Raw genomic sequence first — 12,157 nt, forward strand, 5'->3', positions numbered from 1 at the left:
CAGCGCTCTGCTTTACAATGCACCCGACATTCAAAGGAGCACATTTTGTCCACGATTAAACAAAAGCTTGCCAATATACCTGAGGGCTCGGCAGCCCTGTTTTTTATTCAGATATTTGCAACACTCGGTTTCGCGGTGTTGTATTCGACACTGGTGCTGTACGCAACCAAGAAGCTGAATTTTTCCGTCAAAGAAGCCACCGCCATCATGGGTGTGTTTGGTGCTTTCAATTATGGTCTGCATTTATTCGGCGGTTACCTCGGCGGACGTTTCATCAGCAATCGCAATCTGTTTGTCGGTGGCATGGTATTGCAGGTGCTGGGCTGCGGTTGTATTTCACTCGGCAGCGCGGAGCAGTTGTACTGGGGGCTGGGATTATTCCTGACCGGCAGTGGTCTGAATGTAACCTGTATCAACATGATGCTGACCCAGCGCTTCAAGCCAGAAGACGACCGGCGCGAAAGTGCATTTTTGTGGAATTACGCCGGGATGAATCTCGGTTTTTTTGTCGGCTTCAGTGCCGCCGGTCACTTCCAGTTGGTGGAAGATTATGCCGGTCTGTTTGTCTTTGCGACGATAGGCAATTTTATGGCGATTGTGCTGGCGCTGTTGAACTGGAAGCGGCTGGTCGATCTGAATACACCCTTATTGCAGGCAACGCCTGCGGAATTCAAAAAACGTCTGGCGGTCGGGCTGGCGATTTTGTTTGGCCTGGTACCCGTGATTTATTTCATGCTGCATAAAGCCGAGCTGACAGGTAATCTGGTGCTGATCATCAGTGTCTGTATCGCGTTAGTGATCGCCTATCTGACATTCCGACATGAGGATCAGCGCGAACAAAAAAACATGTCTGCGTACATCTTGCTGACCCTGGGTTCACTGGTGTTCTGGACGCTGTATCAGATGGCACCGATGGGCTTGCAACTGTTTGCCGTGAATAATGTGGACCGCATGGTCTGGGGTGTCGAAATCGCGCCGCAATGGATACAGAACATCAACAGCTTCGTGATTATGGTCGGTGGCCCGCTGATGGCGATGCTGTTTAAAAAACTGCGCGATCAAGGCTGGCAGATTGATGTACCTGTGCAGTTTTCTGCTGCATTATTACTGATTGGTATTGGCTTTCTGGTACTGCCGCTGGGCATAGGTTTTGCTGCCAGCAATGGTCTGGTGGCATTCCGTTGGATATTTATCAGCTATCTGTTGCAAAGCGTTGCAGAGTTACTGATTTCACCTGTCGGCTACGCCATGATAGGTCGCCTCGCACCGGCGAAGTATCAAGGGGTGATGATGGGCACATGGATGCTCACGACGGGCACAGCATCGATCCTCGCCAGCTATTTTTCCGGCATGATTCCTGAGGCCAGCGAAGGCATGGCCACTTCCACGAATCCGACTTATCAGCATATTTTCTCGATGCTGGGTTGGGGCGCTGTCGGCGTTGGCATCATATTGATTTTACTGATTCCTTTCCTGCGCAAACTGATTACGAAAAGCGCAAGTCAGGAGGCAACAGTATGAAGCCGCAGCACTGGATCAGTATTGCCGCAATCAATATGATCATCGCAGTTGGGGCCGGGTAGTGATTGCAGTAGTCATTTAAATGAAGCGTATGTGGGTATTTTTAATACATTGCTATAGAGAAGGCGGTATTCCTCCCCAAAAAACTTATTGCTGTTTTAAGTCTGTTGGGTGCAGATTTATTTAATTACGTGCCCCGTTGAATTCAATTGGTACTAATGCAAAAAAAAGGGGGGGCTGGTCGCTGGGATTATAATTCGCGTGCTTGAACTTCGTGAGTTAAATGTGAAGCACTGACTCTTGTCGTGGGCAAAGCTCGCGGAAAGTAAATTTTTAATTTTTTTAAATTCCTTCCGTATTTTGAAAATCATCATACTTTTACATGATGAAGCAGTCATCGGTTTGTTTCAAATTTTGATGCTTTTATTGATGCTTACAGGCAATGCAGTATTTTACTGGATATATGACCAGTATTTTTAATGCGCCTGGTAGCAAATTTTCAATCTGCAATATGACGGATAAGGATCAATATTAGCGACATATCTGTGTGGAACGCATGCAAATAATTTATTATATTTTTTGTTACTTTTTGGTATTTCTTTTCCTTGTCAGTTCTTATGGACTGGGTCGGAATGTCTTATCTTCTGACAACGATAAGGCTAGTCTCCCGGATGATTTCCGATTGTTATCAGGTATCGTTATTGGAATAGGATTTCATATTTTGGGTTTGCAGTTATTGGGGGTTTTAAAATTATTTCAACCAAAATATATCTATACTTTTTGTGCAGTAACATTTTTCTTTGCAATTGTTCAACGTAAAGCCATTTTTACTGATCTAAAAAATCTGGTGACGACCTATCGTCAGTCCCAGAGTACGATCCATTGGTTACTTAAATTGATCTTGCTGCTGACTAGTGTTGAGTTGATACTCAGGCCACTACAGCTCCCATTATCATTTGATGAGGTCATGTATCACTTACCACATGTTAAGCATTGGTTAAGTGATGGACAGGTCGGTGTCAATCAATGGTTGCGCTATCCATACTTTCCCTACAACTTTAACTTGCTGTACGCGCTAGGCCTGGCTGCAGATAATGAAGTCCTTCCTCATCTGATCCACGCTGCAGCTGGCTGGTTGGTATTGTTCGGTCTTTTTGTTTTGGGGCGTGCTTGGGCTAAAAAAGAAGTTGGCATAATCGCGGCGTTTATATTTGCCATTGTCAACTTTAATCAATTTGGTACAGCAACGATAGATTTAGGAATTACGCTCTTCATTTTCTATGCAGTTGCTATTTATCTATTCTGGTGGAAATCTGGAGACAACAAGCTGTTATTGATTGCCATTTTTTGTTTTGGCATCGCTGCAGGTACTAAGTATCAGGCGTTAATTTTTGCTCCTTTGTTGCTACTCTGCACACTGTTGAAGGAGCGTCGTCCGAAATGGTTATTTCTGTGTTTACTGATTGCGTGTGTACCTTCTATTTTTTGGTACCTACGAAACTATCTGCTGACAGGTAATCCGGTCGCGCCAATGCTTCCGCAAGTATTTGGAGTTGCAGATTGGAATGCGGCTGATATGACGATTCAATTTGCTGACATACAACTGCATAAGGATTGGCCAAATTTTTTATTTGCACCTGCAATATTGAGTATGTATTTCTGGTATCGGAATCGAGGATTGCAATGGGCCGCTGGCGCAATCGTTTTTTCTTTGTACGGTTTCTTTACATGGATTGTCAGTTCACACTATTCAAGATATTTCATGCCAGTAGAGCCCATAGTAGCGTTATTGTCGGCATTTTCTATTGTGGAGTGCTATCAAGCATTAATGAATCGTGGCAGATTTGAAAAATGGGCCGTCAATGGTGTAAAAACCTTGGGAGTTTTATTGTGTTGTTTGCTGAGTTTTGCGCTGATCAAATCAGTTCCTGAGAGCTTAAAAAAAATGCATACAAACGCTGAGGAAAAAAAGATTTTTTTACGCAAACAGGTTAGATCTTATGACGTGGGATTATTTTTGCAACAACACCCTGAATTCAGAATTGTTCAATTTGATTTTACATCGGATATCTATTACCTACCAATGTCAACTATCGGTGATATTTTTGGACCAGGCCGAGTTTCAGATTTCATTGACCTATCCACGGATTCGTTAGTGTGCAAATTAAATTCTGTTGGAGCAAATTCTCTTTTATTTGCAGGTAAGCAAAGAGAGATCGCAAAAAATCGTGGTTATCCTATTCAGTCGGTTTCTGATCAGTTATTGGCAAGACCTGAATTTACGGATTTTTTCGATTTAATCTACAGCACTCCCGAAGCTGATTTGTATACGCTTAAAAAGACTATGTCCGGGGTATGCAATAAATACTGAGATTGCCCTTCAATTATCGGAGCGAAAATGTTTAAAGTAGAGAGTATTATTTTTCTCGCTGCGCTGAACATGCTGATTGCAGTCGGTGCCGGGGCATTTGGTGCGCATGGGTTGAAGTCGGTGCTGAGCGCTGACATGCTGGCGATATGGCAGACGGCGGTGCAGTATCAGATGGTGCATGCACTGGGTTTGCTGGGATTAAGCCTGTTGCAGGCACAGTGGAATGAGCGTTTGCTACGGTATGCGGCGTGGACGATGTTGTCCGGTATCTTTATTTTCAGTGGCAGCTTGTATGCGCTGGCGTTGTCGGGGCTGCGCATCCTTGGTGCGATTACACCGGTGGGTGGCGTCGCATTTTTACTGAGCTGGGCAATGCTGGCGTGGTGCGCTTACCGGCGCCAGCATTGATGTTCTGTGCCGTCACAATCTGGCTGCCTGATAGCGTGTCAGATTGTGATCGGATGATAGTGCTGGCTAATACCGGCGGGTGAAGCGGAAAAGCTTACTCGCCATTTTTTTCGACTGCGCGTTGATAAGCAGGGCGTGCTTCTATCATATCGACAAAACGCGTCAGATTCGGAAACGCATCGCGTCCGGCACTTCTGACGCCGATTTGCACCACAAAAGATAGCTGAACATCTGCTCCAGTGAGTGCATTGCCGACGAAGAAATCGCGCCCTTCTAATTCCACATTCAGATAGCCAAGATGATTGGCGATTTCGCTGTTGATACGAGGATGCAATGGCGCGCCAGCTTCACCGAGCCGCCCGACGTAGAGCTTCAGCAGTAAAGGCAGCATGGCCGATCCTTCGGCATAGTGCATGAATTGCAGATAGCGGTAGTAATCCGGCGTGCCTTTTTCTGGCACGAACTGACCATTGCCATATTCAGCGATCAGGTATTCCAGTATGGCGCCGGATTCGATCAGAATTTCTTCTTTATCGCGCAGCACCGGTGCTTTTCCCAGTGGGTGAATTTTCTTGAGTTCCGGCGGTGCGAGTCGGGTTTGCGGATCGCGGTCATAGCTGATCACCGTATATTCCTGGCCTAATTCTTCCAGCATCCAGGTGATACGACGTGAACGGGATTCTTTCAGGTGGTGAACTTCAATCATGGTAATCCTCAGGGGTAAAAAGAGAGTGATGATTATGCCGATATTTCGGCATCCTCGTTGGCATCAGCGTGAGATGGCTGTTTCTTTGTTCATTTTTTTTCTGGCATAGGGTAGGTTGCGACGCTGATATTGCCGTCTTTATCGACGGCCTGTACGCCAAAGAAATAATTGTCCTTGGATTTTCCTTTGACGGTATAGGAGAGAACATTTCCTACCATCACACCACCTTGCCAGACGCTGCTGGTCGTGTCTCGCCAGACAATGCGGTAACCCGCAAGATCGGCTTCAGTATTGGCATTCCAGCGCATGCTGGTGTCATTTTCAAGTTGTGATGTGTTCATTTGCACCTGCGCCGGTGTCGCTGGTGCAAGGGCCAGGCTGGCTAATGCAGCCGCGTTAACGCGGGCAACATTCGCGGTGTAATCGGTATCGACAAATTCCGGTAAGTCACCCATCTGCACACCATTTTCTATACGGACGTTCTGATGCTGATGATGGAAATCTTCATTCGGTTCAGTAAAGCGCAGTGCGGCATAGCCCTGTTCAAGAAAAGGAATATGATCGCCACCGCGCAGATAACGGTCGCGCCGATGAATAATATTCACGGTGAAGCCGGGCACATAGCGTTCACCGGTTTCTTTGACATGGCGCGCCAGCTGGCGTGAAAGTGAATCGCTTTCACCGCCCGTGGCAATCAGATTGCGGGTCGCGTCCGGTAATTCTTTGACGGCTGGTATCCCTTCTGCAAACAGGCGCACCGATTTGTTATCGATCTCACCGTGTTCTGAGCGTGAGCTGCCGATAATGTCGTTCGTGAACATACCAGCGATATTCATCTTTTTTTCTTTGGCTTGTTTTGCCCAGTGAGCGGCACCGTACAGCCCTTGCTCTTCCGCCGCGACCGCCATGAAAACGATGCTCGCATCAAAACGATGTTGTGCCATTACACAGGCCATCTCCATGACCGCAGCAGTGCCTGACGCATCATCATTCGCGCCAGGCGCAAACGACGTGGCATCCATCACATCTGTAGCGCGTGAATCATAGTGTCCGCTGACGACATAATAACGGCCGGGGTCTGTTTTCCCCTTCAGGGTAGCGACCACATTCACAATCTCGGTTGGTTTGCTGATACGGCGGCCGCCCGCTTCGACATAGCTGTCGAATTGCACATCGAGCTGACCGTTACTGCAACGCTCCAGTTCCGCTTTGATCCAGCGTCTTGCCGCGCCTATGCCGACAGTATCTGACTGAGTCTCTGACATCGTATGACGGGTATGAAAACTGACCAGTTTGCGGACATAACCATCAATGTGTTGTGCCGAGATCTGTTGCACGATCTTTGTTATTTCCGGCTTTTTTTCATTGATGTTTGGTTCGGCGATCTGGGCCGACACTGGTAGTGTAGAGGTCAGCAATGTGGCACTGAGCAGCAGGGAAGGAGTCAATGGCGTTTGTGGCATGGTGCATATTCCCAAAAAATAAGAGAAAAAATACGTGGGTATGTGTTGAGCAGATATTACGCGAAACCACACTGGCAAGCAGAGACGACGTATTTTTTGCGCCAGCACAAATCTGGTGCAAATGTCGTCTGCATGACTGCGCTGCAACATGCTTTAACGCTAACATAGACTTTCGCAGGAGACCAACTAATTAACACCAAAGAGAGTGCCAAACCATGATGTCTGTACAGGAGTTGTATCGTCAAAAACATCTTTCCCCGGAAGATGCCATCAACCACGTTAAGGATGGCGATTTCATCGTCGTACCGACAGGTGTTGGTGAGCCACCTGCCTTATTGTCCGCCTTATCGGCACAACGCCGACGCTTTCATGATGTGAAGGTGGCGCAGATTTTACCGATCAAAAAATTCGATTATTTTGATCCTTCGACGGCAGATCATGTTCGTCACGTTTCTTTCTTTTTCGGCGCAGCTTCCCGTGCTGGCGGACAAGCAGGCGACATCGATTTTATTCCCAGCTATTTTTCTGAAATGCCGATGCTGATCGAGCGTGGCATGATCCCTTCAGACGTGGTGTTTTCGCTGGCTTCTCCTATGGACGAGCATGGTTATTTTTCCCTGAGTCTGGCGGCAGATTACACCATGGCGGCGATCGCCAAAGCGCGTGCGGTGGTGCTGGAAGTCAATCCGCATGTGCCGTTTGCGAATGGTTCCTGCCACATTCATATTTCTCAGGTAGCGGCGTTGGTGGAAAGCAATGAAGCCGTCACCGAGGTTGGTCTGCCGGTAATCGGCCCGGTGCAGGAAGCGATAGGAAAATATGTCGCCGATATGATTGATGATGGCTCGACGCTGCAGATCGGTTACGGTGGTATTCCAGATGCGGTGGTGATGCAACTCACGAACAAGCACGATCTTGGCATTCATACAGAAATGATCGGTGACGGCATACTGACATTGGTAGAAAGTGGCGCCGTCACGAACCGCAAAAAAACCTTCATGCCGGGAAAAATGATCGCCACTTTTGCGCTGGGCTCAAAAAAACTGTATCAGTTTATTCACCGCAATCCGGCGCTAGAAATGCATCCGGTGGACTTTACTAATGATCCGTATCTGGCCGCAAAAAACGACAAGCTGATTGCGATTAACGCGACATTGCAAATTGATTTGCTGGGACAGTGCGGATCCGAAAGTCTGGGGGCTGTACCGTATTCTGGCACAGGCGGGCAGGTTGATTTTGTGCGGGCGGCGAACCGTTCCCGCGATGGCAAGGCGTTCATCGTCTTACCGGCAACAGCAAAAGATGACAGCATCACCCGCATCGTACCGACGCTGACTCCGGGCACGCATGTCACGACCGGCAAAAATGATATTAACTATGTTGTTACCGAATTCGGCGTTGCGCAGTTACGCGGTAAATCGGCGAAGCAACGTGCGCAGGAAATGATCGCGATTGCCCACCCTGATTTCCGCGCGGAGTTAACGCAGGAAGCCAGACGTTTACATCTGCTCTGAGCGTGATTGTTGCCAGACTTTGTCTGAATCAATGCCCCTGATTCGATGCGCCTGCTGGCATGAAAATGCCTTGCAGGCCTTATTTTATGCGGGGGTTTCTTTTGAGTGATACATGAAAAAATCTGCACTGATGGGCAAGATTTATCGTGATTTGAGCAAAGAGACAGAAAGGATAGCTTATAATTGCTTAAATTTTAACAAAAGAGACGTTTGGCTGGCTTGCCAGCCTGCGTTAGTCACAGTGATGCGCGCATCCTGCAATCGATTAATCAGGTAACGAGAATGAATAAATTACTGAGTGTTCTGATTTTGTCTCTGGCTTTTCCTATGATCAGCGCGGCGCAGACGCCCGTGTTCAAATGCGAGGTCGATGGTCGCGTGGTCTGGTCCGATAGTCCTTGTAAAGGTAAAGGTAAAGTGGTGCAGGTGAAATCTGTTGCGTCGTCCGAAAAGAAAAAGAACGGGGAAGCTGCCGGAGCCCCGCCATCTGCAAGAAAATAAACTGATCTTGCTATGCGGTGTGCTGGCTGCATATTCGTTGAACATTTTGATGACGCTGATTAAATCAAATTAAATCAATGTCCTGCAAATTTGTTGTGTCGGGAATGAGGTAATCTCGCCCCGGCATTACGCGCTCACGACGAATGATCTCTGATCCATAATCCGCTTTTCGCTGCTGTCACTTGCGGCTACACTGACGCTCTTTGTTCAGATCGTCCTGCCGGAGCCCACAAATGAAAACCTCATCTTTACGTCGCACTGTGATTGCTGGATTATTGCTGGCGACGACGCTACCTGCGAGCGCTGGTTGGCTGGATATTTTCCGTAAAAGTAAAACAGTGGCTGGTTCCGGCAATGTCCAGAAACAAGTCAGACCCGTGAGTGAATTTAACGAAATTGCGCTCGATCTTCCCGCGTATCTGGAATTGCGCCAGGGAGAAAAAGAAAGCGTTGAAATCGAGACTGATGATAATTTACAGAGTCTGGTTGACGTCGTGGTGGAAAGCGGCGCGTTACAGATACGGCCGCAGCAGAAAAATGTTTACCCCGACAGCAAAGCGCTGAAAATTACAGTGTTTCTGAAAAATCTGGCGGAGCTGAAAATCAGCGGCTGGGGCAAGGTAAATGCGGAAAAATTGCATATCCCCGGTCTGCATATTGCGGTCAGTGGTTCCGGTGATGTGCGGATACAGGATTTGCGCACCGAGGCATTGGAAATCGATATCAGTGGCAGCGGTAGTTTCAGTGCCGCCGGTGCATCAACCGAAATCAGCGGGAAAATCGGTGGCTCCGGTTCATTGCTGATGGAAGCACTCGAGGCCAACGATGTGCGTATCCGCATAGGTGGCTCCGGTCATGTCCGCACCTGGGTACATAATAAGCTGGATGTGACTGTCGGCGGTTCCGGTGAAATCGAATATTACGGTGATCCTGTCGTCACTAAAACCATCGGCGGCTCTGGTCGCCTGATCCGTCTGGGCAGCGCACCGCATTAATCGCCGTCCTCGAGCAATGTCATTCTTCCGGTAATAAACTCCACAGTCATAGGGCGATGCACCCTATAATCTCGCTCTGTTACTGAATTGTTTTTTTTCTGTCATCAATGCATGTCCGTCAACGCGTTTCTATGGCTGTCCTGAGTCTCTTTATCTTGTTAGCAGGTGCTTTGTTTCTGAGTTTAGCGATCGCCTGGGCACCAGACAAATCTGTCGATGACCTGAAACAAAAATGGGCACCTGCACCTTCAAAATTCATTGATGTGCAAGGCTTGCAAGTGCATGTCCGCGACGAAGGTCTGGCGGATGATCCCGTTCCGGTGATGCTGATTCACGGTACCTCATCAAGTCTGCATACCTGGGAACCCTGGGTGAAGGCCTTGAAGGCCGAGCGCCGCGTGATCACGATGGATTTACCCGGCTTTGGCCTGACCGGGCCGAATCAGGAAAACGACTACAGCACGACGGCGTACGTGCGTTTTATTCTGGATCTGATGGATACCTTGCATCTGTCAAAAGTCGTGTTGGGTGGTAACTCTCTTGGTGGCGAAATCGCCTGGGAAGTCGCGGCTGCTGCACCGGCGCGGATAGACAAACTGATACTGGTGGATGCGGCAGGTTATGCGTTCACACCAAAATCGATACCGGTTGGTTTTCAGATTGCGCGTATGCCGATGATGTCGTGGGTGATGGATCACTGCCTGCCGCGCTCTATGGTTGAATCCAGCGTCAAGAATGTTTATGCCCGTCCGGAAAAAGTCACGCCAGCCTTAGTTGATCGCTATGAAGCGATGATGCTGCGGGAAGGAAATCGCCCCGCCTTGCGTCAGCGTATCAGCCAGCTCGCTATCGGCGATCATGCTGAGCTGATCAAAACGATTCGTGTCCCGACCCTGATACTCTGGGGTGGTAAAGATCAGTTGATACCGCCGGAAAACGCAGCGTGGTTTCAGCGTGATATTGCGAACAGCAAGCTGATTATGTTTGACGAACTTGGCCATGTTCCGCAGGAAGAAAATCCCGTAGTCACCGTCGCTGCCGTTCGCATCTTTTTGCAATAATCTGAGGAGCCCGTCATGTCTGCTGTTCGCCTGTGTATTTCTTACGGTTTTGTTGCGCTGAGTTTGCTTGGCTCCGGTATTGCTGGCGCCGAAGATGTGATCGCCGAAGGCAAGAAAATCTTCAATCAGAAAGCCGAACCGAAATGTGCGATGTGCCATAGCCTGAAACATGCGGATTCGTATGCAGAAGGCGGCCCTGATCTGGATGAGCTGAAACCGGATGCGGCGCGGGTCGAAAAAGCAGTACGTAACGGCATAGGTGAAATGCCGGTGATTACCGGATTGACTGATGCAGAAATTAAACTGGTGGCGCGCTACTTGGCGGAAGTCGCCGGTAAGAAATAAGCTGGTAAAAAATAACTCAAGAGTATCTGCACAGGCCTGATGTCTGCGCTGGTTCCGGCCATGTAAAGCAGGGCTGCAGATAACAAAAAGCCCACCATACGGTGGGCAATCCATTCATTGCGGTGACTCGTCAGCAACCCATGCTATCTGCGTGGTGCCACTGACTGAAACAATGCCCGTGCTATCTGCGCGGTGCTTGTCGTGGTGAGTCACTTTTTTCTGCGTTGTCAGTCAATACTGGCAACATCAGAGGGCAAAACGAATGCGAACCTTCGCAAGACCGACCAAGGCATTTTTTCATGACGCACACGCATCAGTAAAAAAGAGATGGACGATTGCATAGCAAAAAGCAGATGCTTTCCAGTGAAACTCACTGATCAACTACGCCATTTTCCGGTAACCCATACTATCTGTATGGTGCCACCAGCCGGTGAGAATTGATTGCCGCGTCAGTTAGCTGCGTGAGTGCAGCGTACTGGTATGCGAAGGTTTGCTGTAACGGTCAGACTTTGTTCATCAGCAACCCATGCTATCTGCGTGGTGTCACTGGCCGGTATTGCAGAACAAATTTTTCATTACAGCAAAAACGGTTGGCGTTGTTCTGGCAAGCATCGCTTGCCGGAATCTGCCGTGAGACTTTAAGCCAGAATCTGGATATTGCCTGCTTTGTCGCCTTTAGGGCCTGTTGTGCGTTCAAAAGAAACGCGCTGATTTTCGCTCAGACTTTTGAAGCCACTCGATTGAATGTCTTGAAAGTGGGCGAACAAATCTGCACCACCTGCATCTGGAGCGATAAAGCCGAAGCCCTTAGCGTCGTTGAACCATTTTACGATACCTGTTTGAGTACTCATGTTTATTCCTTTACGTGAAACATAGGCGAAATTGCCTTGAGGCACTTGAAACCAAGAAATAAAACCGGAGGAGAAAAAACAGAACAGCCAGAGGATACAGCTATGCGGAATTGGGACCAACAATATGAGGACTTGATGCAAGTACGGAACGGAATATACACGGGAAAACAACAATCACCAAACTTTATTTTTAATCTGATCCGGCGTTGATCGCACGAAAGCGCAATCTTCCTGCACAAAAAAACGTCAGCTTTTCATAGACAAAACAAGGCTCCGCATCAGGTGTTTAAGTGCTTGTTTTTATTGCGAAAATTAATTAAAAATATTTTTTATTGTTGGTGAATTAGAGGATTTTTACGTAGTGTTTTTCATATTCCATATATTTTTTTCATATTTTCTAAGTGAAAAAAGGTCGTTGGGC

The 12,157-nt window shown here is 48.0% G+C and carries 11 protein-coding genes; 8 read left to right on the forward strand and 3 right to left on the reverse strand.

Annotated elements, in window-relative coordinates; all coding sequences use genetic code 11:
• Positions 1-45: 45 nt before the first annotated feature.
• From KDM87_RS16060 to KDM87_RS16070, 3 genes are all read left to right on the forward strand, one after another.
• Positions 46-1,521, forward strand: a complete 1,476-nt coding sequence (locus KDM87_RS16060; RefSeq protein WP_212680138.1) for a peptide MFS transporter — start codon at positions 46-48, stop codon at positions 1,519-1,521.
• A gap of 682 nt (positions 1,522-2,203) precedes the next feature.
• Positions 2,204-3,892, forward strand: a complete 1,689-nt coding sequence (locus KDM87_RS16065; protein WP_212680139.1) for an ArnT family glycosyltransferase — start codon at positions 2,204-2,206, stop codon at positions 3,890-3,892.
• Between the two features lie 27 nt (positions 3,893-3,919).
• Positions 3,920-4,300 carry a DUF423 domain-containing protein gene (locus tag KDM87_RS16070; RefSeq protein ID WP_212680140.1) on the forward strand — a complete coding sequence of 127 codons (381 nt, stop codon included), beginning with the start codon at positions 3,920-3,922 and terminating at the stop codon, positions 4,298-4,300.
• A 94-nt stretch (positions 4,301-4,394) separates the two neighbouring features.
• On the opposite strand, the gene KDM87_RS16075 is transcribed toward KDM87_RS16070, so the two are convergent.
• Positions 4,395-5,006, reverse strand: coding sequence for a glutathione S-transferase family protein (locus KDM87_RS16075; RefSeq protein ID WP_212680141.1), 612 nt, complete (start codon positions 5,004-5,006; stop codon positions 4,395-4,397).
• A gap of 89 nt (positions 5,007-5,095) precedes the next feature.
• The gene (locus KDM87_RS16080; protein WP_212680142.1) at positions 5,096-6,469 is read right to left on the reverse strand and encodes a M20/M25/M40 family metallo-hydrolase; all 1,374 of its coding nucleotides are present in this window, start codon (positions 6,467-6,469) and stop codon (positions 5,096-5,098) included.
• Positions 6,470-6,687: 218 nt separating this feature from the next.
• Here KDM87_RS16080 and KDM87_RS16085 point away from each other — a divergent pair, with 218 nt between their 5' ends.
• The 5 genes from KDM87_RS16085 to KDM87_RS16105 all read left to right on the forward strand — a co-directional run bounded on the left by KDM87_RS16085 (position 6,688) and on the right by KDM87_RS16105 (position 10,885).
• Entirely contained in the window at positions 6,688-7,983 is a 1,296-nt protein-coding gene (locus KDM87_RS16085; RefSeq protein WP_212680230.1) for an acetyl-CoA hydrolase/transferase family protein, read from the forward strand.
• A 282-nt stretch (positions 7,984-8,265) separates the two neighbouring features.
• Positions 8,266-8,484 (forward strand): DUF4124 domain-containing protein, encoded by a 219-nt coding sequence (locus KDM87_RS16090; RefSeq protein ID WP_212680143.1) that lies wholly within the window; start codon positions 8,266-8,268, stop codon positions 8,482-8,484.
• Between the two features lie 233 nt (positions 8,485-8,717).
• Positions 8,718-9,479: a head GIN domain-containing protein gene (locus KDM87_RS16095; protein WP_212680144.1), complete on the forward strand. Its 762-nt coding sequence runs from the start codon at positions 8,718-8,720 to the stop codon at positions 9,477-9,479.
• Between the two features lie 131 nt (positions 9,480-9,610).
• Complete coding sequence (locus KDM87_RS16100; protein WP_212680145.1) at positions 9,611-10,540, forward strand: alpha/beta fold hydrolase; 930 nt, start codon at positions 9,611-9,613, stop codon at positions 10,538-10,540.
• Positions 10,541-10,555: 15 nt separating this feature from the next.
• On the forward strand, positions 10,556-10,885 hold the full coding sequence (locus KDM87_RS16105; RefSeq protein ID WP_212680146.1) for a c-type cytochrome: 330 nt from the start codon (positions 10,556-10,558) through the stop codon (positions 10,883-10,885).
• 638 nt (positions 10,886-11,523) lie between these two features.
• On the opposite strand, the gene KDM87_RS16110 is transcribed toward KDM87_RS16105, so the two are convergent.
• Positions 11,524-11,736, reverse strand: coding sequence for a cold-shock protein (locus tag KDM87_RS16110; protein WP_186884413.1), 213 nt, complete (start codon positions 11,734-11,736; stop codon positions 11,524-11,526).
• Positions 11,737-12,157: the final 421 nt, after the last annotated feature.

The organism is Cognatundibacterium rivi (genome assembly GCF_018139565.1).
Classification (GTDB): domain Bacteria; phylum Pseudomonadota; class Gammaproteobacteria; order Burkholderiales; family Burkholderiaceae_D; genus Undibacterium; species Undibacterium rivi.